The following is a 21966-nucleotide window of genomic DNA, read 5'->3' on the forward strand; positions in this document are numbered from 1 at the left end:
AAAAAATTATGAATATAAAATTTACAAGATTGAAAAAAGCTGCATTTTTAGTTCTATTGGCAAATTTTGGTCTGCCAAATGCAGTATATGCGCAAAATGATGCTCAAACGCCTTTGCAACCACTTTATCAATGTGCCACGCAAAAAGACGATGCTATGCGCCTAAAATGCTATGATGATGTTGTTGCTGGGATAAAGGTTAAAGAAGAAAAAGCTGAATTAGTGGCAATTGATGCCCCAAAAATGCAGCAGTTGAAAAAAGAGGCATTTGGTTTTTCAATCCCGTCATTTTCAAAATTGAAAATCGTTAAGGAAAATGCCAAGAATGATGAGGGTGACAAGGTTGTAATGCTTGTTACCAAGTTTGATGACGGTGCAAAGCCCAAAGTATATTTCGATAATGGACAAATCTGGCAAGTTATCGATAGTGAAACAATTGATTATTTTAAATCGCTTCCAGCAAATGGTACAATACAACGCGCTAGTTTTGGTTCATATATTCTTAGCTTACAAGGCAGCAAAAAAGGCTATCGTGTAAAGCGCGTTGAATAATTACCGATCTTTAGGGTCGATTGCGTCACGAAGGCCATCGCCAATAAAGTTAAGGCAAAACAATGTAATCATCATTGTTACCGCAGGAAAAAATAGCAACCACGGTGCAATTTCCATTTCACGCGCACCGTTGGAAATCAAATTTCCCAAAGAGGTGAGGGGTTCTTGAACCCCAAGCCCTAAAAAGCTTAAGAAGCTTTCGGTTAGTATTACCGCAGGTATTGTAAGTGTTACATATACTACAACAGGTCCAAGTAGGTTTGGCACAATATGGCGTGTGATTATTTGATAAGTGCTAAGGCCGGCAGCTTGCGCAGCTTCAATAAATTCTTTTTTGCGTAAAGAAAGTGTTTGCCCGCGAACAATACGTGCCATTGTAAGCCATTCAACCGCACCAATTGCCACAAAAATTAAAATGATATTGCGACCAAAAACTACCATCAAAATTATCACGAAAAATATGAATGGTAATGCGTAAAGAATATCAACAATACGCATCATAATCTGATCAACTTTGCCACCAATATATCCGGCGGTTGCACCCCATAATACACCAATTGTTAGCGATACAAATGTTGCAACAACACCAACAGCCAGTGATACCCGAAGGCCATATAAAAGCCTTATGAATAAATCACGCCCTTGTGGATCGCCACCGAAAATAAACATGTTTTTAAGACTAGGCCCAACCAGAACCATGTCGTCAAAAATTTCATCATATTTATTGACCCAGAACAATGGACCAAAAAGCGCAAGTATTACCAATGCCCCCAAGACGTACATCGAAATCACAGCAGCCTTGTTTTTCATAAGTCTTGCAAGCGCATCGTCCCACAATGATCGACCTAAAATAGCCGATTTTTCAAGCAATTGCGCTTTTTCCTTTGGGGTTGCAATCATGCTCATTCGTAGGTCACTTTCGGGTCAAGCATGCCGTAAATAATATCGGCTATAAGGTTTAGGATAATTATTAGAGAGGCATAAAGAATAACAACTGCCATAACCACTGGATAGTCGCGCTGTAACGCGGATGTAACAAAGTTACGCCCAATGCCTGGAAGTTGGAATACATTTTCGATGACAACCGACCCTGTTATTAAACCAGCGCACGCAGGACCAAGATACGAGACCAAAGGTAATAAAGATGCGCGCAATGCATGTTTTACCAAAACAACAGAATCAGGAAGCCCTTTTGCACGTGCGGTTCGTATAAAGTTTGAACTTAATACTTCGATTGTGCTTGAACGTACAAGGCGTGAAATAATTGCAATCTGTGGCAATGATAGGGTAACAACAGGTAATAATAAGGTCTCAAAAGTCATTTCACCGAGATCAAGACCAGCAGTTGGCAGCCACCCAAGTTTAACACCAAAAAATAATGCCAATAGAGGGCCAGTAACAAATGTAGGGACACATATACCCGCCATTGCCACTGCCATTACCGAATAATCTTGAATCTTATTTTGGTTTAATGCGGCAATCAGGCCAAGAGGAACCCCAATAAATATTGCAAGGCTTAGGGCAAATATACCTATTGTAATAGAGACCGGAAAGCCATTGCCAATAATATCTGAAACATTTTGATTCTTATAAATAAGGCTTGGTCCTAGATCAAAAACGAAAAGCCCTTTTATATATTCGAAAAATTGTGCAAATAAGGGCTTGTCTAGGCCGTAATGCTGCATAACCAATTGACGAATTTCTGGCGACATTGCGCGCTCAGAATCAAATGGGCTGCCGGGTGCAAGACGCATTAAAAAGAAAGCCATAGCGATAATAATAAACATCGTTGGTATTGCGACCAACAATCGTTTAAGCGCGAATGACAGCATAGAAAAATCCCCCAAATGTGCCACTAGTGGAAGCCCATTTTTCATTTTTGCATACAATTTTATAAAATCATTGCTTAGTCAATTGAATTTGTGCAAGATTGTTAGATAAAGGTGTGTTTATTTGTAAATGCAGCTATCAAGCCCACTATCACGAACTGTATTTGCACCACGTGCAATCGCGTATGCACGCCTTTGAACATATGGCCCAGGGGAGTTAACGCGGTATTTTTGTGGGCTAGGCAGAATTGCTGCAATCCGTGCCGCTTCATATGGCGTAAGATCTTTTGCGTGTTTATTGAAATAATAAAGCGATGCAGCTTCTGCACCAAAAACACCATCGCCCATTTCGGCAACGTTCAGATACATTTCCATTATGCGTCTTTTGGTCCAAATGGTTTCGGTTAATACTGTAAATCCTGCTTCAAAACCTTTACGTATGTATGAACGTGACGGCCATAAAAAAAGGTTCTTAGAGGTTTGTTGCGATATTGTTGATGCACCACGAAGCTTCTTGCCTCTTTTATTGGCTTTGTATGCTTTTTGCATTGCATCTAACTCAAATCCATAGTGATGACAAAAACGGGCATCCTCTGAGGCAATTACCGAATCTACAAGATTTCGATTGATTTTTGACAGACTTATTGGATGGTAGCTTATTTTGTTACCTTCAATTGCCCTTTGTATCATTAGTGTAGTAAACGGGGCGGGAACAATCATATAAACTAATACCCACAAAACAGAGAATGCAACAAAGCCAATAATTAACTTACCAATCCACCCAAATAGTCCAGTCTTTCTTTTCTTGCGCTTTAAGGTTTCTAAAGGCGGTGTTGGTGTAAAATCAGGTTGGTTCATTTTTGTTTTTCTAATTGGTTTATTGCAAATTGGGCGGATGCCTTTATGCCGGCATTTTCTGAATTTAAATAGTTTTTTGCATATTTTAAAAGGGTTTTGTTTTCTGAATTACCTGCTGCAATTAACAGATTACGCAAATATTTATTAAATCCAATCCTCTTTATCGGGCTTTTACGGAATTTTTCGCGAAAGGCGGCATCATCTGGAACAAGCATGTCAGCAATTGACGAACTTTCAAAACCTTCGCGTGGCAAAAAGTTCTCATCACTTGTTGGGACGGCAAACTTATTCCATGGGCATACGGCAAGGCAATCATCGCAGCCATAAATACGGTTGCCCATTTTTGCCATTAATTCATCAGGAATTACCCCGTCATATTCAATTGTAAGATATGAAATACAAAGGCGCGCATCAATTTTGTAAGGGGCAATAATCGCCTTTGTTGGACAAATATCAACACATGAAGAACAATTACCGCAATGATTGCTTTCGTGTGTGTCATATTCAAGCTCTGTCGCAATTAATATCGAGCCAAGAAATAAGTATGAGCCAAATTCACGCGAAACAAGATTTGTATGCTTTCCTTGCCAACCAATCCCAGCACGCGCAGCAAGCGGTTTTTCCATCAATGGGGCAGTATCAACAAACACTTTAACTTCGGCACCTGATTTCTTGTGCAATATTCCTGCAAGAGCTTTAAGGCGCTTTTTGATTACGTCGTGATAATCATTGTTTTGTGCATATGATGAAATATTCGCATTTGCTTTTTGTGATAGCTTATCTAGTGGATTTGATGCAGGGGCATAATTAACCCCAAGCATTACAGCACTTATTGCGCCGTCCCACATCGCGTTTGGGTGACTTCGTCTTTCGAGTGTGGTTTCAAACCATTGCATAGTGCCATGGTAATTGTTTTCAACAAACTGTTTTAAATGTGCGCCGCTTTCCCACTCTTTTCTTGCGTCACAAATTCGCGCAACGTCAAAGCCATTTTCGATGGCAAGTTGTTTTATTGAATTCGCGCTAAGTGACATCAGAACCTTAAAAATCTAGTGAAGCATAATGTGAAGGCGGTGGGAACGATAACAGCCTTTCACCAAGAATGATAGCAAAACTAGGGCGTTGCTTAAAGTTTTGGTAGTAGTTTTTGGCATTTTCAAACCTACTCCAGTCAATTAAATCAAGATAATCCAATATCGATATTTGTGATGCCGCAATCAAATCAACAAGGGATAAACGCTCCCCGGCAAGCCATTGTGATTTTGCTGTATGGCTGTCGATTGCGCCAAGATAATCGCGAATTTTATCACGAATTTGCCGCAAAACACCCGTGTCTGGGTATGAATTACGATTTATGTATTTATCAACTTTTTCAGCCAACGCCAATTCAAGAATGGGTTTGAAATCAGAATTAAATTCTTGAGCCTTAACGCGAATCTTTGCCCTTTCTAGGGGGCCTGAAGGGAATAGGGGAGGAGTTGGGATTATGTCTTCTAAATACTCAAAGCCTGCCATAGCGTCTGGAATGATTGCGCCATTGCCCCACAAATCATCAATTAAAACAGGCGTTCTTCCACGTTTGTCCACCGCAAGTAATTCGGGAGATACCCCACCCAATGGAACTTCAATAGTATGAAAATTCACGTGTTTTTCACCCAATGCGATTTTCATCGCCCTTGATAAAGGATCAAATGTACGGGTGTGGAGAATTATCATAAAAGGTCTTTTGCCCAAAGTTGGTTAATATTTTATTTTATATCTATTACGTGCAAAATGGAAATCACATATGGTTTGATGTCGCGATAAAAAATACGCATAGCATAATCGTGAGGTATAAACCTAAGCGAAGCGCAAGCACGCCTTAGTGCCGCGCGGAGTCGCGCGCCCCACCGGAGGCATGAGGGAACAGCATTTGCGTTCAGCAAATGCCCTGAATTAGCCGTGAGGTATAAACTTAAGCGAAGCGCAAGCACGACTGAGTGCCGCGCGGAGTCGCGCGCCCCACCGGAGGCATGAGGGAACAGCATTTGCGTTCAGCAAATGCCCCGAATTAGCCGTGAGGTATATATTAATGCACAAATGTGTGCATAACCATTGAGATTTTGGTGTTTCGTATCTATTTAAGCAACAGTCTTTTTAAAAATTTAATTTTCATGAGGAAATAATGTCTCTTTTACCAGCAATAGCTACTATGAATGTTCTTGCACAAGCCGCACCTGCTGCGGGTCCGTCAGATATTTTAATGAATTTCTTGCCGATTATTGCGGTGATGGTTGTGTTTTATTTCCTTCTTATCCGTCCACAACAACAACGCATGAAGCAGCACCAAAAAATGCTTTCAGAGCTTAAAAAAGGCGATACCGTTGTTACTTCGGGCGGATTTATTGGCAAGGTAAAAGCTTTGGGCGATGTTGACGTTTCTGTGGAAATTGCACCAAATGTTGTGGTTAAAGTAGTGCGTGGAACTATTTCAGAAGTGCGCACTGAAACCCCTGCAAATGACGTGAAATAACAAAGGAAACAGTACGTTGATAAACTTACCTCCCTGGCGCATCTGGACGGTAGTCATTGTTACTATTCTTGGAATTATTTGGGCGTTTCCAAATACCCTAAGTGAGGATGCACGTAACAAATTACCAAAATTTCTGCCACATTCGGCAATTAACCTTGGTCTTGACCTGCAAGGCGGTTCGCACCTTTTGTTTGAGGTGGACAAGAACGCCATTTATAAACAGCGTATCGATGCCGTTTCGGATGATATGGTTGGTGTATTGCGGGGCAATGTTGAAGGTAGCAAAACCAAACTTCCTGCCCTTGCTTTTAGTGGTCGTGGCGTTTCGCCAGATGGATTAACAGCAAAAGTAACAATGACTAATCCGTCAGACGTTACAGAGGCGGTTCGTAGAATCACTACACTTGGGCAGCCTATTACTGATGCAAATGGGGTAAGTGCTTTAAAGGATTTGATTGTTACATCTAATGGTACAACAATCAGCGTTAATCTTTCACCAGAAGCAATGGTTTCGATGGAACGCCGTGCAGTTGCGCAATCAATCGAAGTTGTACGTCGTCGTATTGACGAAACCGGCACCAAAGAGCCTTCAATCACGCGCCAAGGTAATGATCGTATCGTTGTGCAGGCACCTGGTGAATCGGATCCAGAAAAATTAAAATCATTGATTGGTCAGACTGCAAAGCTTACTTTCCAAATGGTTGATGAAAGTGTTTCAATGCAAGAAGCAATGGCGGGTCGTATCCCACCGGGTTCTGTATTATTACCACAACCTAGCCGTCCTGAAGAGCCATATGTTCTTGTTAAAAGTCGTGCGACATTGGGCGGCGAAAACTTAACCGATGCGCGTCCAAACCAAGATCAAAACTCTGGTAATTGGGTGGTTTCATTCCGTCTTGATAGCGCGGGTTCAAAAATATTTGGTCGCGTTACAACCGATAATGTTGGCAAAAGATTTGCGATTGTTCTTGATAACAAAGTAATTTCTGCGCCAAATATTCAAGAGCCTATTCCAGGCGGTTCAGGTCAAATTACTGGTAACTTTACCCTTGAATCAGCTTCAGAACTATCAACCCTTTTGCGTGCAGGTGCATTGCCTGCGCCGTTGAAAATTCTTGAACAACGCTCTGTTGGTGCGGAATTGGGGCAAGATGCCGTTAATGCGGGCGCAAAAGCGGGTATTATTGCTTTGGCCTTTGTTGTTGTCTTTATGTTGCTTGCATATGGCTTCACTTTTGGTGGCTTCTCAATCATTGCGCTTGGTGTAAACGTAATATTGATTTTTGCAGGCATGGGTACTTTTGGCGCAACTTTAACATTACCAGGTATTGCCGGTTTGGTATTAACACTTGGTATGGCCGTGGATGCCAACGTTCTTATTTATGAACGTATGCGTGAAGAGTATGCAGCAGGACGTTCGGTTGCAATGGCACTTGATGCCGGTTTCAGCCGCGCGGTTATGACAATTATTGATGCGCACGTAACATCGTTATTGGCTGCAATTATTTTGTTCTATTTCGGTTCAGGCCCTGTCCGTGGTTTTGCATGGACATTGTCTTTGGGTATTTTAACTTCAGTATTTACTGCGGTTTTGGTTACGCAGGTTTTGATTGCCTTATGGTATCGCCGCACCAAACCAACCGTACTTCCTATTTAAGCGAGTGAATGATGAAAACATCATCTAAATGGCCTTTAATCCGACTGGTTCCAAAGCAAACGCATTTTGAGTTTGTGCATTTTGCGCGCCTTGCGGCAAGTATTTCAATTCTTTTGGTAATCTTGTCTTTTGTATCTTTTGCAACTGGTGGCTTTAGAAAAAATCCGGTTGAAACTTTTAATGCGGCACAGGGTAATTTTGGACAAAAAACTAGTGCAGTGTTTGCAGATGCTTTCAACCTTGGTATCGACTTTAAAGGTGGTATTCTGGTTGAGGCGGTTGCACCAAAAGCAATCGATATTGCAGATTTAAGAAGCGAACTACACCATTTGCCAATCCGTGACCCACAGGTTCAGGGCTTTGATAAACCAAATCAGGTCATGGTTCGTTACCTTGCTGATCACGAAGATATGGAGCGCACAACGAAAATTGTGCGTGACGCAATTTCGCAAAAATATCCTGGTACTACTTTCCCTCCGGCAAGTTTTGTGGGCTCAAAAGTTTCTGGCGAACTTTATCAAAACGGTATTATGGCTTTGGTTGCCGCCATTAGCTTTATGCTTGTGTTTATTTGGTTCCGCTTTGAGTTACAAATGGGTGTGGGTTCGGTTGCCGCACTTTTACACGACGTTATCCTAACCCTTGGATTTATGTCGGTAACAAGGCTGGAGTTCTCTTTGACATCAATTGCGGCAATTCTAACGATTATTGGTTATTCAATGAACGATACGGTCGTTGTCTATGACCGTTTGCGTGAAAATATGCGTAAGTTCAAAAAAATGCCAATGGCACAATTGATTGACCTTTCAACCAATGAAACACTTTCAAGAACCATTATCACTGGTATGACGACATTGCTTGCGCTTGTTGGTCTTACTGTGATTGGCGGTACCACAATTCAATCATTCACAATTGCAATGATTTTTGGTGTTATTATCGGTACTTATTCATCGATTTATGTTGCTGCGCCTTTCAGTCTTTTGATACCGCGCAACAAAATTGATAAGCCCGAAAAGATTGTGGACGACAGACCATAGTGAGGCATTCTTTATTGCAATATGCACAGGATAAAGATCCACGTCGTGGTTCTGCCTGTGCTTATTGTGATGAGAAATATCGCGAAGCTCTTTGCGCACTTGTTATTTTTGATACAGAAATTTGGTCAATCCACATGCGCTCTGGTGAAATGGCGCAATTTCGCTTGCAGTTTTGGGCGGATTTAATTTCACAATATCCCAATTCAAAACCTTTTGATGATGCGTCACAGGCATTGTTTGCTTTATTGAGTATATGCAATAAAGACACTTTGCTTTCCTATTTGGATGCGCACTATACATACCTTTCTGATAATGCCCTAGGGCGGTTACAGGTATGGCAAAACTATTTTACTCTATCGGCAAAAATTTGTGATCACTCTGGTGACTTTGCCAATCGTTGTGCACAAATGGTAATAAATGCCATCAATGGTGACTTTGCAAAAAATGATAATTTGCTTGCGTCAATTAATTCCGGAATTGCGGTGCTGCCACCGGAAGAGAGGGGCAAATATATCAATGATTTGCTATTCCTACGTTTGACCAAAAATAGTAAGTCATTCAACGATATTCATAATGAACCAGCGCGAAAACTTGGCCTCATTGCGCAGTTTAAGCTATTCACCGGTAGATTATTTTCCAAGCTTTAGTGTTTCAACACTTTTACAAAAAGCGGCTTGTGGTGGCTTTGCGGTAAGTTATCACCAATGTCGCATGATTGGATTTTGGCATTAAAACCAAAGGCGTGGTCTGTGGCAATATTCAATAAACCTTGGTTATAGGTTGTCCCCAAAATACCGCCACATCTTACACGCTTTGCACCAGAAGTTTTGGTGAAGTCTTTCATGGTTCTATCCCATGGCACAAGACCAAAATCACCAACAGTAAGAACCGCAGTCTCCTGATCACCCATACGGTTTGCGGCACGATTGATAATTGCATTTTCTTTTGGTGCACCAAGGCTTGGGTTAACGCCAATAACGGTTAGGCTGTTATCCATTGGGCGTGCCATTGTAGGTTCACCAGGAAGGGTAACAGCGCGCCAATTTTCTTTGGCAAGAACGGCCAAAGAAGTCGGGTCATTTGCAATCGGAACCTGAATAACTGTCCAATTTGGTATGTCGCCGGCAATAAGTTTATTTGCACCCGCAACAATCAAAAGGGTTGCGCCATTCTTTTCGCCTTGGGTTACGAAGCTTTGCAATGCCTTGGGTGAATTTTCAACATTTGCCCAACCAACAATATTGGTTTCACCAGTGCCACCAATTGGTGCGTCACCAAGGGTTGGAACAATGTTGACAACAAAGCCCAATAGGCAAAGCAAAGAAGCAATCGCCATTTGCCAATTACGAAGATATGCCCATATTGCGGCACCAATTAATGCAAAACCACTCCAGATAATGCCATATGAAGCAATATCAGAAAACGGCCTTCCAAGTGGGGCGGCAAGTGTTGAAATCAATAATAAAATTGCCATGCCGCTAAAGAAAACGCCGCCCATAAGCGCAATCTCATTTGCTATTTTAACCTTGCGGCGTTTCTTTCCTTTTGGCCTGCGTTTTTTTGGCTGTGGAGGAGGGACTAAAATTGGCTCATTGAATAATGCACTTGTCGCTTTAACCGCTGGTTCGGCTTCGGATTGGGCAGGTTGCGCACTGGTTTCTTCAACCTGATTATGCTCAATTTCTATTTCGTTTTCAGTGGTTTCTTCAATTGCATCAGTTTGAGTTAAAGTTTCAACTTCATCACTAATTGCAACGGGTTCGTCAGAAGATGCAGTTTCTTCTTTTAACTCTTCAGTTTCAGCTTCAGCGGTTTCGGGCGCAGTTACAACATCATCAGAGGTTTTTTCATCTGTTGTTTCATCAACAACCGGCTCTGAATTTTGCTCTTGAGTTTCCTCATTGTCGCTTTCAGTAACATTTACTGTTGTGTCATCTTCGGCGTCTTCTGCGGCGTCTTCTGTGGTGTTTTCAGGGGCGCTTTCGGGAATGCTTTCCAAAATACTTTCTGGTGCGTTCGCAATGATTTCTTCTTTTTTCTCTTCTAGCAATTCATCATCTGACAAACGCCAACGCTCAGAAAGATTGTTTTCTTCCTCTGCTTGGTCAATTGCCTCATTGGCGGCGCCATCCATCGTTTCAAACGGTGTGATTTCTGGATCAAGCTCAACATCATCTGATAAGATTTCTGATTGGGGTAATGCGGTTGTTTCCGCATCATCCTGATTTGTTTCAACAAATTCTTCTTCGGAAACTATTGCAGTTTCATCAGCTTCTGTGAAGATACCATTTTCTTCAGTTGGTTCTTGAAGATCAACAATTGCATCACTTTCTGGTTTTTCATCCAGAATGATTGCAATATCTTCGGCACTAAGTTGTGGAAGTTCTTCTTTGATTGGACTTTGATACGCAAAATCAAGTTCTGGGTCATCAAAAACCGAACTCTTAACATTGTCGTTATTGGGTGCTGTCGCCACGGGTGCGCTTGAATTCGGGTTGCGAACTTCACCAACACTTCGGCCAAGAATTGGATCATAATCCTCTGGCAGAGGGTGGGGAATGTTGAATTCAAGTAGTTTTTTACCCATGGTCAAAACGTCTGCACCTTTTCCTTATCTTACGGAAAAAGTGGTGCAGCCGTCAAGCCCGCATCTTCTGGAAGACCAAATACAACATTGAAGTTTTGAACTGCCTGTCCGCCTGAACCTTTGATTAAATTATCAATTACGGAAATGACGATTGCACGCCCCGGAATTCTGTCTTCAAAAACTTGAATTACGCAATTATTTGTCCCCTTAACCCAACGCGTATCAGGTGACGCGCCGGCTTTGGCAAGGCGAACAAATAGTTCATCCTTAAATTGTGTTTCAAATGCCTGACGCAGATCATTAATTGAAACGCCGTCTTTCATTTTAACATAGGTTGTTACTAACTCACCACGAGTCATTGGGATAAGGTGGGGCGTAAAGTTGACAATAACTTCTTTTCCCGCCGCAATACCTAATTCTTGCTCAATTTCTGGGGCGTGACGGTGCTTGCCAACGCCATATGCATACATGCTTTCGGCAATTTCACAGAATAGGTTTGATTGCTTTAACGAACGGCCCGCACCAGATACACCCGATTTGGCATCAATGATTAAATCATCGGCGTGAATTAAATTCTGTAATACTAATGGTTTTAATGCCAATAGGGTTGCGGTTGGATAACAACCAGGGCAGGCAACAATCGGCGGTGCTTTTTTCAATTCATCGCGCGCAAATTCGGTTAGACCATAAACCGCATTAATGGTTTTTTCTTTATGCAGATGTTCGCGCCCATAGGTTTTTGCATAAGTTTCAGGGCTTCTTAGGCGGAAATCAGCCGATAAATCAATCACTTTTACGTGTGCAGGAAGTTCAGATAATAATTCCTCACTTGCGCCATGTGGTAAGCAACCAAAGGCAACATCAACATCATCCCACTTAACATCTTCGGCCTTAAGTAGCGGGAAATCGGCATATTTATGCAAATGTGCATAAAGCTCACCAAAGCTTTTGCCAGCTTGTTGGTTCGCTGTCAAAGAGTGAAGTCGTAGATTAGGGTGACCATCAATAAGTCGGATAGTTTCTGCACCAGTATAACCAGACGCACCTAAAACCACCGCATTATAAATATTCTTTGTCATTTCAATAACCTAATCAATTATCTTGTCATAATTATAGTGAACAAGTATCCGCGCTTTTAAAGCAAAAAATCAAAAAGTCATCTAATTTTTCTTATAAAACCAAATGAAGCCAGCGAAAAATCATAATTATCCATCAATTATGCGTTTTGAACAATTTGTAACAATGTTTATTTTTGATAAAATGAATGTAAATCAATAGCTTAATCCTATTATTGGCGTTTATTTTAACAGCGCTCAAAATGTTGACATTTGTTGACATCGGGAAAGTGCAATTCGCCATTATGATAAAATGCGCATTCCCCAAAACCCTGACATTTCCTGATATTTAATATTCAAACATCGGGGTTTATAAAAACATTATAAGGGTAAAGTTTGCGGCGGTGATAGTTGTATTGTTTATCCCTTGCGGGGAAGCCCCCCGAAGGGGTGAAGGGGTTAGCTATGGTTAAATTGAAGGTGTAAAACATGAAAAATAACAATACACTATGACGTATTTAATTCACATCATGCCTCCGTTTAGTTGTTTGGTCTATTTTAACTTTAAGTTATTATTTTACATTACGCTATTTTATACCATTATCAAAGGATGTTGTCATAATGAAAGCATACATAAAAAAGACTTTGTTGTTGTTTCCTTTAACATTATTTATTTCTTCTTGTGAAAACCAAATAGATGAAAAAAAGTTCAATTCCCTTGACGGTATATGGGCTAAAGCCCCGAGCGAATGTAATGGTGATTTGTTATACACTATAAAAGGCATTTCCGTTACCGACCCGTGGACTCATAAACCGCAAAATATGGGTATTATTAGAGGAAACAATGAAAAGGGCAGCTTTATTTTAACTGGTAACGATGGTGATATTGTTGTTACTTATGAATATACAAAAAATGTAATCAAAATGACAAAATATAAAGAGAAGGGAATTGAAACTTCTGGTGAGGAAATGGAGAAAACTGGACAAGGGGATATTTGGAAACGTTGCAGCGAAAGATAAAAAAGACAACCATAGAAATAACAAATTAAGGGATATTCGTAACCTTAATTATTTAATCCATATCTTTTCCCTGTTTTAAACCATTGGTTTAATTTTTCTTAATATACCTACTGGATAGATTTTCAATCTAAAAATCACTTTAAGGATTCCTAACCTGATGTTCAAAAAACTAAGTATAATTATAATAATTGCTGCATCATATAGCTTGTCTTCATGCAACAAAAAGGCTGATTTTGGATATTTACAAGGGGTTTGGGCGATTAAATCTGAAGGCTGCACAGGGGATTACCTTTTGTATATTGAAGGGAATTCTGTAGTAATGAAAGATAAAAGTGGGAACGAAAAAAATCGCCTATTGCTAAAAAAAATAAATGGTAATGACACTGGCGGATACTTAAGCCTAACTTCTGGCGGTCCTGCAATTTTCACTATGACTTATACAAAAGACAATATCAGAATTAAGAAAGTAACAAATAATGGGGCAGAGCTACCCATTGATGCAAGCGCAAGCAGATTGTTTGACTGGGAACGATGTAAAAACATAAACAACGTTGTAGGTTTAAACAAAGAGACTATCGATTTACGTGGTAGGCAATAAATTTCTGAAGAGCCTTATTTAAATACTCATACCTTAACTTCTATATCAATGACAAATCCCTAGCTGCCGCATTCATCATGGTTTCTTCGATTGCATATAGGCCAGAATTTCCACCTTTTTGCGGTGTCTCAAGGCTTGAGTTAATAAACCATGCAAAGCCTTTTTGGCTTGTGGTATCAACCCATACACCCGCCAAAAGCCCGTATGCCTCACCGTAATGACCGTATAAAGTGGTTTTAAGACCTTGGATTGGGCATCTGTCATCTGGCTTTATATGCCCAACACCGGTTGCATAGTCGGTTATAAGTTCGGAATCTTTTTCGGCATTTGCGCCATCAAATTTCCAAACGTCTTTCAGGACATTTGTTCTTAAACCATCGTCAAAGAATGGGGTGGCACCCAATATAACCTGCCCAATGGTGGCAAGGTTTTCAATATTGGCACGTAGTCCACCCTGTGGACCAAGAATTAGACCATTGGTGCCAATTTTATAATCTTTTAGCTCAAGATTATCTTTTGTGTTTACAATTGGCCTTGGTTTTGAAATTGGGTCGCCATCGGTTTGCACGGTCCAGAAACTATCGTTACCAAGGCGACGGAATAGGGGGGATGAGTTTTTGACATCTTCATCAGACACCAATGACCAATTAAAACCGCAATCCATGCCCATTGGTTTAATGATATTATCATGGGCATATATATCAAAACGCTGCCCTGATATATTCTCAATACATTGCGCAATTAGACCTAGCCCAAGATTTGAATAACAAAAATAACCAATTGGCTTGTCGGAAAAATGGTTGCCATCAACCCAATTTGGGTTGTTTGGCGTAAAGAAGCTTTCGAGGGTTTCGCCGATTACGCCACGATAATTTTCACCATCGTCACGAATTGATGATGAATGCGATAAAATATGACGCGCACTTATAATCGCATCGGGAAAATGGGGGTTACGTAATTTAAAGCCCAGATATTTTGAAATATCGCCATCAAGATCAAAACGCTTTTCTGATGCCAGTTTCCATGCGCAGAATGCGGTCACAAGTTTTGAAATTGATGCAACCCGAACTTTGGTTTTTGTGGTAAGTTGGGCATCACCGCGCCCCGTTCCAAATGCGCCTTTAAAGACGATTTTATTACCTTCAAACAACGCATATGCGCCACCTTTTATTTCATTTGCGGCAAGTGCGGTTTCAAAGGCATTCGTTATTTCTATATTAGTGGTCACTTTTTTTTTAAGTAAATTATTGAAAAAATTCATGGACCGATTCCATGCAAGATTAGCCATTTTTTCATTGTAACGTGGCGTTGTGTCGTTATTAAACCCATGCACAGTATTGGGATAAACAAATGCAACATAGTCTTTATGATTTGCTTTTAGTGCTTTTTCATAATCCGGCCACATTGCATTAAAGCGTTCGTCATCTTGGGCAAAGTGCAATAATAATTTGCCTTTGATATTAGGAACTTTTTCTAGTGGTGGGGGTGCGCCATAAAATGCAATTGCGGCATTAACTTTATTACTATTGGCGGCAAGATAATTTGCCATACCACCACCCCAGCAGAAGCCAATCACGCCAACTTTGTCATTCCCATGTTCGGTAATATCGGCAAATTTAACAGCGGCCAAGAAATCTTCACGAATTTTATTTTGGTCAAGTTTTGCAAATAATTCGCGCGCCTTGTCTTCATTGCCGGGATAGCCGCCAAGAGCCGTAAGGGCGTCGGGCGCAATTGCAATATAGCCATTAAGGGCGATACGGCGTGTTATATCTTCGATATGTGGATTAAGACCACGATTTTCATGGCAAACAATAATGACAGGTAGTTTGTCAAAAATTGACAGGTTTTTAGGGCGCGCAAGATAGGCATTAATAACACCAGAACCTGATTTTGATGGGATTCTAATTCGTTCTATCCATAAATCAGGGTGATTTGGGGCAATTTTCTGTGCATTGGCAAAATCAGGAACAAGACTGGCTAAATAGCCGCTTGCAACACTTGCAGAAATCGCAAATTTGCCCGCACCTTCGATAAAACCACGGCGGTCAATGTCACCGTGAACAAATTTATCAAAAAGTGACAAAATCTCTTTCGGAAAATCGTGATGTGTTTTTTTCATAATGGCATCTTAACAATTGCCGCAATTTTGCCAAGTATTAAATATAGCCAAAATAAATAATTATCTTATTATGCCATTAAATTGTTTTCAGGGGGCAAAATGCGTTTAAATAATAATCGCCGCGAATTTGTTGGGCTTTTGGGCGTTACATTGATATCATCATGCGCGAAAATCAATCATGATATTGGTGTCGATAAAAACGAATATAAGGAATTGACCGATGCATTTGCCGCGCTTGAAAAATCAAGTGGTGGCCGGCTTGGCATTTGTATTCTTGATACCCAAAGCGGTAAATATATAGGGCATCGTATTGATGAACGATTTGCCATGTGCTCGACTTTTAAACTTCCGCTTGCGGCATTTGTATTTAATGAAATCAATGCAGGGCGCCTCGATAAAAATTTAATCGTTCCATTAGATCCAACGGGATTAAAAGTTTATTCCCCGATTGTGCAGGCCGCATTGAAAAACGGAAAAATAAATATTGTTGATGCCGCCAAAGCCGCACAAATTAGCTCTGATAATATTGCCGCCAATGCGATATTAAATCACTTTGGTGGGCCATCATTCTTCACGCAAAAAATTCGTAAAATTGGCGATGAAACCACAAGGCTTGATGCCATTGAGCCAATGATGAACGTTTTCAAACCAGGCGATATTGAAAATTCTACAACACCGGTCGCAATGGCGCATTCATTGGATAAAATCCTGACGAAAGAATATGTTGGCGATGAATATTATAATCTTTTGACAGGCTGGATGAAGGAAACACAAACCGGTCTAAAACGCTTGCGTGCTGGCTTGCCAGTTGATTGGGTGGTTGGTGATAAAACCGGAACCGGTATAAATGAAGGTTATGCCAACCGCTATAATGATGTTGCTTTGGCGTTCACACCCGAAGGGAAACGGGTGATTATCACCTCTTATTTTGAATCTGATAAATATTATGATGACATAAGAGATGAGGATCAAGACATATTAAAAAGGGCTGCCGAAATAGCAGCCCGATTTATCAAAAAGTAATTGAGTTATTATGCAACTTGCAAATTGACAGCAGAGGTTTTGCCGCGTCTGTCAGTTTCAAGTTCATAAGAAACTTTTTGATCTTTGTTCAAAGTGCGAAGACCAGCGCGCTCAACAGCAGAAATGTGAACAAATGCGTCATTGCCGCCACCTTCAGGTGCGATAAAGCCATAGCCTTTGTCAGTGTTGAAAAATTTAACTGTTCCAGTAATCATAGTATCATTCCTTATAAAAACATTACGCGAACCAAAAAAATAGCACGCATAAGAAATAAGAAATGCTAAGTATTGGAAGTCCTACCCACGAGGGGTAGTAGTAATATTGTTTCAACTAGCCGAAAATATTGTTTTTGCCAATCGCAAAAAATTGTTTTACACAGTTAAATTTGGGATAATAGCGTGAGGATGTTCTTTTGAAAAAAGAAATTCATTTTATCGATCGGGTTGGCTGGCTTCGTGCTGCGGTGCTTGGCGCAAATGATGGCATTATCTCTACGGCATCCCTTATTGCTGGCATTGCGGCAACAAATGCGACAAAGCCCGCGATTTTTTTTACCGGCATTGCGGCATTGGTTGCCGGCGCATTATCAATGGCGGCGGGCGAATATGTTTCCGTTAGTTCGCAATTAGATACGGAAAATGCTGATTTAGAGCGTGAGAAATATGAATTGGAAAATTTCCCTGATGCCGAAAAGAAAGAGCTTCAGGATATTTATATCAAACGCGGCCTAAGCCCTGAATTGGCGCTTTCGGTTGCCGAAGAATTGATGAAAAACAATGCACTAGAGGCACATTCGCGTGACGAACTTGGGATAAGTGAACATCTAAGCGCAAAGCCAGTACAGGCGGCGATTGCCTCGGCACTAACTTTTGCGGCGGGTGCTGTTTTGCCAATTTTGGTGATTTTGTTATCGCCGCGTGAATATTCGGTTTGGGCGGTTTCATTGTCATCAATTATCTTTTTGGCGCTCTTGGGGGTTGTTGGTGCGCGTGCCGGTGGCGCCAATATAATGAAATCCGTTATTAGGGTTACTTTTTGGGGCGCGCTTGCGCTTATTGTAACCGCAAGCATCGGTAAATTATTCGGAACAAATCTGTAAATCATAAATTTTAATGAATGTGGGGCAGGGCAATGCGATATTTTTGGCTCTTGATTATGGCGTTTTTCTTGCCGAACTTGGCAAAGGCAGATTGTTTAAAAGTTGCCGATGACCCACAAATTACAATGCGTTTCGATAGGCTAGAAGCATTAAAAGCAATCAATTTTGAACGAAAAGAAGTTTTTCAAGCACTTTGGGATACATCGCTTTATGAAACTATGGGGTGTTGGGCGACACCTGTGGGTAATTTTGATGCACAAACCCTTTCGGTTGGGGTTTTGCAATGGAATTATGGGCAAAACTCGTTGCAACAGCTTATGAACGGCTATAAGGCACAGTTTCCCGATGAGGCATCATTCAAAGCCGAAGTCGCACAATTAATGCCGAATTATGGCGCAGTTGCATTTGCCGATGATTGTTTAATTACACCAACGCCGCAAAGCTGTAAGGATAAAATTCTTGCGGCACATACCCCTGATAATAAGCTAAATCCGACAATTGCCGCAGAATATGAGGCGTTGTTCAACAGCCTTAAAATGCGACAAACCCAAGTTGACGTTTTTTCAGATTATTTAATCGAAATGACGCCAAAATTTAAGGCGCTATTTGGTGATGACATTACACCACTAAAAGTAAAATGGGGTATTGATGTTGCAATTCAACAAGGCTTTTTGAAATATAATGATCAGAATTATTTCCTTAAGCCCGATGATGTAACCGCAATAAATAAAATATATTCTTCCCAAAATGTGGAAAAGCGCAAAGCCGCACAATATAGCATTATTCGTTGGTATTCGGGGCTTTGTGGCGGTATTTATCAAGGCGTAAATGCGGCGCAATGTAATTATAACATTAAATCATGGTGTGCGGTCATTAAACATGGCCTTAGTGATGAGCAGGCGCAATTGCTAAACTTTACTTATGTGCGTTCAAGAATTGCCCAAGGGCAATCAGGTCGCTGGCAGGCGAATGCCTTTGCAAGGCGCACAAAAATCGCGTTAAATACTGGTTGGGTTGGTAAGGAAAAAGATGGCTTGCCCAAAGGCATTCATAATACATGGAAATGCAATAAATGGCTGGTTGAGGAATAACTTAATCCAAAAAACATAGGTCATTATGCGGGGGCATATTTTGAATAAGATATTCAAACAATATTCCATGATTGCTTTGGCGGCTTTGATAATTACAATTCCGGCCATCATAAACGGTTTTCCATTTGTGTTTATGGACACGATTGATTATCTTGGTGGCCATGTGCGGATTTTTTGTCCGCCGGCATATGGCGCATTTGCAAGCACATTACGTAAAATGGGTAATATATGGCTAATCCCTGCGATACAGGGGTTCGCAGTGGCATATGTATTATACTATTTAAATAAAGTGATGTGGGATAGGGTGCGGGTAGTTTGGTATATTGGCCAAATTGTAATGTTGACCTTGTTTTCAAGCCTACCATTTGTTTCATCACTAATAATCGCCGATATTTTTACGCCGATTTTATTTATTAGCTTTTTTATTCTGGCCTATTATCAAGATAAAATAGATTTGGTCACAAAAATCATTTTATTGGTAATATTTGCATTTTCTGCAATGGCGCATGTTTCAAATATTTATCTTGGCGCCGGGCTATTGATACTTATGATTATGGTTGAATTGGCGCGTGGCGAATTTCGTAGGCATTTATCTGGACTGGCATTCGTAATTGGCGGTCTTATGTCGGCGGTTGTGGTTTTGCTTGCTGTTAATGTGACCTATTTCAAAAGCCTTTCGCTTTCACCATCTGCACCAACCTATATGCTTGCCAATTTGGTGGCACAGGGGCCGGCAAAAAAATATTTGCAAGAAGTATGTCCGAATGCAAATTATAAAATTTGTAAATATTCCAATCAATTACCGTCCGAAGTTAATGATTTTATTTGGCGTAAAGATGGAATTGTTATGCGAATGGGTGGCTTTCAATCCCTAAATGAAGAAGCGGCGACCATTGTTAAGAAAGCGCTTGTTAAATACCCAAAAGAGGTTGCCAGCATCGCCATTGATTCATTTGTAAAATCATTTTTTGTTCACGAACCCGCCGCGGAGATTGATAATAGTATCACAAAGGAAAATTTCCCAATTGTGTTGGAGCATTATTTTGGGAATGGCGCAAAACAACAATTTCTCAAATCGGCACAGGCAAATGGCACGTTTCCGCATCATTTAATCCGTACAATTGACGACGTGGTATATCCTGCTTCATTGGGTTTGCTTATAATTGCCACAATTTGGTTGGTTCCAAGATATAGGGACAATAAATACTTGCTACCACTTTTTACGTTTGCCTTTATATGTGGTAATAACTTCTTATGTTCGGTTGGGTCAGGGCTTTTTGATCGTTACCAATCGCGGGTTTCATGGCTTATGGTGCTGGCTTTATTACAAGTTTTGGCAATGTTGATTATAAGTAAAACGCCATTAAAAGTGGCTAAAAGGTAATCTATTGTTCAAATTATTACAGTTTGGCAAAAAATTTGGCATGAAAATCGCATATTTCTCTTGATTTTGTCGTGAAAATGATAGAATAGGCGCAAAATTGTGCAGCGCCGCATTTTGCGATGTTGGGGGAGTAATGAATGAAGTCCGCTTTGGTGGATAATGCTTGGTTAATGAATAATTTTAAGCGCGCGCTATTAATGCTTTTGTGCGCAACAATTATGACCATGCCAGCCATTATTAATGGTTTCCCTTTTATCTTTCAGGATTCTGCGGATTATCTTGCGGCATTGCCAAGGTTTTACCGTCTGCCTGTCTATGGCTGGTTTGCCAAAATCGGCGCACTATTTGACAATATCTGGCTTATCGCTTTTGCCCAAGGGCTTATAATTTCCCATTTGCTTTATTATGTAACCAAAAGCATTTTTGGCAAAGTTAATTATGGTTTATTGGCACTTATGGTTTTGGTTTTAACCCTTATTACCAGCCTTCCATATTTTAGTGCCTTTATGATGGCGGATGTTTTTACGCCAATTTTGTTCCTTACCCTTTATTTATTGTTGTTTCATTCCGATACTTTACCGCGCTTTACCTATTATTATTTTTGGGTATTGGCGATTTTCGCGGCAATGGCACACATTACCAATATTTATTTGGGGGCAGGGCTTATAATATTCGCGGCATTCTTTAAATGGGCGCGCTCTGGCTTTGCTCTTTCGGCCCTAAAGCCTGTGGCATTGCCTTTAATATTGCTTTCGGTTTCTGCCGGATCAATTATGGCAATAAACCAATATTATTTTAAGACATTTAGCCTTTCGCCTGCTTCGCCTGTGTTCACGCTTGCCAATCTTGTGTCACAGGGGTCAGCAAAAGAATATATTTTGAATTCTTGCCCTGATGCTGATTTTAAAATTTGCCAATTTGCCAAGGCTCTGCCAACCGACGTTAATGAATTCATCTGGAGCAGAACGGGAATCGTTATGAAAATGCGCGGTTTTAGCGCTTATCGTAATGAGGCAAAAGAGATTGTTAAAAACACCATCGCAACCTACCCAAAAGAAGTTGCGCAACAGGCGTTAATGTCATTTGTGAAATCATTTGAAAAGCATACGCCGGCGGTAGAAATAAATTCATCTGTGATTTCCGATAATTTGCCGCATTATATTAAAAAGGTTTATGGCGAAAAAGTGCGCCGTGACTTTTTATATTCGGCACAGGCAAGTGACGGGCTTCCTTATGATGCCATTAAAAAGATTGATAATATTGTTTATCCATTATCGCTTTTGGCAACCATTCTTGCGGCAATAATATTCTTGCCACGTGTAAGGGATAATAAATATTTATTCCCATTATTCACAATTGTCTTTGTTATGGGCAATAATTTCATCTGTGCCGCTGCATCGGGTCTGTTTGACCGTTACCAAGCGCGTGTATCATGGCTTATGGTATTTGCTGTGATGTTGGTGATTGGGATTGTTTGGCAGGAATGGCGCGGGAAAAAGGCTTATAATTTCCTCAAACAAAATTAATTTGCAGATTGCAAATA

General features: G+C 40.6%; 21 protein-coding genes. 12 read left to right on the top strand and 9 right to left on the bottom strand.

Annotated features, from left to right (window positions below; translation table 11 throughout):
• Positions 1–8 precede the first annotated feature (8 nt).
• Positions 9–551: a hypothetical protein gene (locus tag KXV15_RS11100; RefSeq protein ID WP_240008251.1), complete on the top strand. Its 543-nt coding sequence runs from the start codon at positions 9–11 to the stop codon at positions 549–551.
• Here the strand turns inward: KXV15_RS11100 and KXV15_RS11105 are convergent, their stop codons facing one another.
• The 5 genes from KXV15_RS11105 to KXV15_RS11125 all read right to left on the bottom strand — a co-directional run bounded on the left by KXV15_RS11105 (position 552) and on the right by KXV15_RS11125 (position 4954).
• A complete protein-coding gene (locus KXV15_RS11105) occupies positions 552–1457 on the bottom strand; it encodes an ABC transporter permease subunit (RefSeq protein WP_240008252.1) in 906 nt (301 codons plus the stop codon). It abuts the gene before it with no gap.
• Complete coding sequence (locus KXV15_RS11110) at positions 1454–2428, bottom strand: ABC transporter permease (protein WP_240008253.1); 975 nt, start codon at positions 2426–2428, stop codon at positions 1454–1456. The genes KXV15_RS11105 and KXV15_RS11110 overlap by 4 nt, the downstream gene beginning before the upstream one ends.
• A gap of 72 nt (positions 2429–2500) precedes the next feature.
• Positions 2501–3238 carry a monofunctional biosynthetic peptidoglycan transglycosylase gene (gene mtgA / locus KXV15_RS11115; protein ID WP_240008254.1) on the bottom strand — a complete coding sequence of 246 codons (738 nt, stop codon included), beginning with the start codon at positions 3236–3238 and terminating at the stop codon, positions 2501–2503.
• Positions 3235–4272 carry a tRNA epoxyqueuosine(34) reductase QueG gene (gene queG / locus KXV15_RS11120; protein ID WP_240008255.1) on the bottom strand — a complete coding sequence of 346 codons (1038 nt, stop codon included), beginning with the start codon at positions 4270–4272 and terminating at the stop codon, positions 3235–3237. Before queG ends, mtgA begins: the two co-directional genes overlap by 4 nt.
• Before the next feature lie 7 nt (positions 4273–4279).
• Complete coding sequence (locus KXV15_RS11125; protein ID WP_240008256.1) at positions 4280–4954, bottom strand: glutathione S-transferase family protein; 675 nt, start codon at positions 4952–4954, stop codon at positions 4280–4282.
• 448 nt (positions 4955–5402) lie between these two features.
• Here KXV15_RS11125 and yajC point away from each other — a divergent pair, with 448 nt between their 5' ends.
• The 4 genes from yajC to KXV15_RS11145 are packed head-to-tail and all read left to right on the top strand — an operon-like array spanning position 5403 to position 9091.
• Positions 5403–5750 (top strand): preprotein translocase subunit YajC, encoded by a 348-nt coding sequence (gene yajC / locus KXV15_RS11130; RefSeq protein ID WP_240008257.1) that lies wholly within the window; start codon positions 5403–5405, stop codon positions 5748–5750.
• A 16-nt stretch (positions 5751–5766) separates the two neighbouring features.
• On the top strand, positions 5767–7407 hold the full coding sequence (secD, locus tag KXV15_RS11135) for a protein translocase subunit SecD (RefSeq protein ID WP_240008258.1): 1641 nt from the start codon (positions 5767–5769) through the stop codon (positions 7405–7407).
• A gap of 8 nt (positions 7408–7415) precedes the next feature.
• A complete protein-coding gene (secF, locus tag KXV15_RS11140) occupies positions 7416–8444 on the top strand; it encodes a protein translocase subunit SecF (RefSeq protein WP_240008259.1) in 1029 nt (342 codons plus the stop codon).
• A 14-nt stretch (positions 8445–8458) separates the two neighbouring features.
• Complete coding sequence (locus KXV15_RS11145; RefSeq protein WP_240008260.1) at positions 8459–9091, top strand: hypothetical protein; 633 nt, start codon at positions 8459–8461, stop codon at positions 9089–9091.
• Here KXV15_RS11145 and KXV15_RS11150 read toward each other — a convergent pair.
• Positions 9088–11031, bottom strand: a complete 1944-nt coding sequence (locus KXV15_RS11150; protein WP_240008261.1) for a ring-infected erythrocyte surface antigen domain-containing protein — start codon at positions 11029–11031, stop codon at positions 9088–9090. The genes KXV15_RS11145 and KXV15_RS11150 overlap by 4 nt on opposite strands.
• A 29-nt stretch (positions 11032–11060) precedes the next feature.
• On the bottom strand, positions 11061–12110 hold the full coding sequence (gene argC, locus KXV15_RS11155) for an N-acetyl-gamma-glutamyl-phosphate reductase (protein WP_240008262.1): 1050 nt from the start codon (positions 12108–12110) through the stop codon (positions 11061–11063).
• A 597-nt stretch (positions 12111–12707) separates the two neighbouring features.
• Between argC and KXV15_RS11160 the strand changes: the two genes are divergently transcribed.
• A complete protein-coding gene (locus KXV15_RS11160) occupies positions 12708–13106 on the top strand; it encodes a hypothetical protein (RefSeq protein ID WP_240008263.1) in 399 nt (132 codons plus the stop codon).
• A gap of 157 nt (positions 13107–13263) precedes the next feature.
• A complete protein-coding gene (locus KXV15_RS11165) occupies positions 13264–13704 on the top strand; it encodes a hypothetical protein (protein ID WP_240008264.1) in 441 nt (146 codons plus the stop codon).
• Between the two features lie 40 nt (positions 13705–13744).
• Here KXV15_RS11165 and KXV15_RS11170 read toward each other — a convergent pair whose 3' ends face one another.
• Complete coding sequence (locus KXV15_RS11170) at positions 13745–15826, bottom strand: dienelactone hydrolase family protein (protein WP_240008265.1); 2082 nt, start codon at positions 15824–15826, stop codon at positions 13745–13747.
• Between the two features lie 99 nt (positions 15827–15925).
• Here KXV15_RS11170 and bla point away from each other — a divergent pair, with 99 nt between their 5' ends.
• The gene (gene bla, locus KXV15_RS11175) at positions 15926–16849 is read left to right on the top strand and encodes a class A beta-lactamase (protein WP_240008266.1); all 924 of its coding nucleotides are present in this window, start codon (positions 15926–15928) and stop codon (positions 16847–16849) included.
• An 8-nt stretch (positions 16850–16857) separates the two neighbouring features.
• On the opposite strand, the gene KXV15_RS11180 is transcribed toward bla, so the two are convergent.
• Complete coding sequence (locus tag KXV15_RS11180; protein WP_240008267.1) at positions 16858–17064, bottom strand: cold-shock protein; 207 nt, start codon at positions 17062–17064, stop codon at positions 16858–16860.
• Positions 17065–17261: 197 nt separating this feature from the next.
• On the opposite strand from KXV15_RS11180, the gene KXV15_RS11185 reads away from it, so the two are divergent.
• The 4 genes from KXV15_RS11185 (at position 17262) to KXV15_RS11200 (ending at position 21949) form a co-directional block, all read left to right on the top strand.
• Positions 17262–17948 carry a VIT1/CCC1 transporter family protein gene (locus KXV15_RS11185; protein ID WP_240008268.1) on the top strand — a complete coding sequence of 229 codons (687 nt, stop codon included), beginning with the start codon at positions 17262–17264 and terminating at the stop codon, positions 17946–17948.
• A gap of 32 nt (positions 17949–17980) precedes the next feature.
• Positions 17981–19039, top strand: coding sequence for a hypothetical protein (locus tag KXV15_RS11190; protein WP_240008269.1), 1059 nt, complete (start codon positions 17981–17983; stop codon positions 19037–19039).
• A gap of 40 nt (positions 19040–19079) precedes the next feature.
• The gene (locus KXV15_RS11195) at positions 19080–20423 is read left to right on the top strand and encodes a hypothetical protein (protein ID WP_240008270.1); all 1344 of its coding nucleotides are present in this window, start codon (positions 19080–19082) and stop codon (positions 20421–20423) included.
• A 137-nt stretch (positions 20424–20560) separates the two neighbouring features.
• The gene (locus tag KXV15_RS11200; protein ID WP_240008271.1) at positions 20561–21949 is read left to right on the top strand and encodes a hypothetical protein; all 1389 of its coding nucleotides are present in this window, start codon (positions 20561–20563) and stop codon (positions 21947–21949) included.
• Positions 21950–21966: the final 17 nt, after the last annotated feature.

Origin of the sequence: Pseudaquidulcibacter saccharophilus, assembly GCF_019455445.1 — a bacterium.
In the GTDB taxonomy this organism is placed as follows: domain Bacteria; phylum Pseudomonadota; class Alphaproteobacteria; order Caulobacterales; family Aquidulcibacteraceae; genus Pseudaquidulcibacter; species Pseudaquidulcibacter saccharophilus.

Bases quoted from the DNA above. Each gene is read 5' to 3' on its own strand.
- KXV15_RS11100 (WP_240008251.1), top strand. From the start codon at position 9: ATGAATATAAAATTTACAAGATTGAAAAAAGCTGCATTTTTAGTTCTA.
- KXV15_RS11105 (WP_240008252.1), bottom strand. From the start codon at position 1,457: ATGAGCATGATTGCAACCCCAAAGGAAAAAGCGCAATTGCTTGAAAAA.
- KXV15_RS11110 (WP_240008253.1), bottom strand. From the start codon at position 2,428: ATGAAAAATGGGCTTCCACTAGTGGCACATTTGGGGGATTTTTCTATG.
- mtgA (WP_240008254.1), bottom strand. From the start codon at position 3,238: ATGAACCAACCTGATTTTACACCAACACCGCCTTTAGAAACCTTAAAG.
- queG (WP_240008255.1), bottom strand. From the start codon at position 4,272: ATGTCACTTAGCGCGAATTCAATAAAACAACTTGCCATCGAAAATGGC.
- KXV15_RS11125 (WP_240008256.1), bottom strand. From the start codon at position 4,954: ATGATAATTCTCCACACCCGTACATTTGATCCTTTATCAAGGGCGATG.
- yajC (WP_240008257.1), top strand. From the start codon at position 5,403: ATGTCTCTTTTACCAGCAATAGCTACTATGAATGTTCTTGCACAAGCC.
- secF (WP_240008259.1), top strand. From the start codon at position 7,416: ATGATGAAAACATCATCTAAATGGCCTTTAATCCGACTGGTTCCAAAG.
- KXV15_RS11150 (WP_240008261.1), bottom strand. From the start codon at position 11,031: ATGGGTAAAAAACTACTTGAATTCAACATTCCCCACCCTCTGCCAGAG.
- argC (WP_240008262.1), bottom strand. From the start codon at position 12,110: ATGACAAAGAATATTTATAATGCGGTGGTTTTAGGTGCGTCTGGTTAT.
- KXV15_RS11160 (WP_240008263.1), top strand. From the start codon at position 12,708: ATGAAAGCATACATAAAAAAGACTTTGTTGTTGTTTCCTTTAACATTA.
- KXV15_RS11165 (WP_240008264.1), top strand. From the start codon at position 13,264: ATGTTCAAAAAACTAAGTATAATTATAATAATTGCTGCATCATATAGC.
- KXV15_RS11170 (WP_240008265.1), bottom strand. From the start codon at position 15,826: ATGAAAAAAACACATCACGATTTTCCGAAAGAGATTTTGTCACTTTTT.
- bla (WP_240008266.1), top strand. From the start codon at position 15,926: ATGCGTTTAAATAATAATCGCCGCGAATTTGTTGGGCTTTTGGGCGTT.
- KXV15_RS11180 (WP_240008267.1), bottom strand. From the start codon at position 17,064: ATGATTACTGGAACAGTTAAATTTTTCAACACTGACAAAGGCTATGGC.
- KXV15_RS11190 (WP_240008269.1), top strand. From the start codon at position 17,981: ATGCGATATTTTTGGCTCTTGATTATGGCGTTTTTCTTGCCGAACTTG.
- KXV15_RS11200 (WP_240008271.1), top strand. From the start codon at position 20,561: ATGAAGTCCGCTTTGGTGGATAATGCTTGGTTAATGAATAATTTTAAG.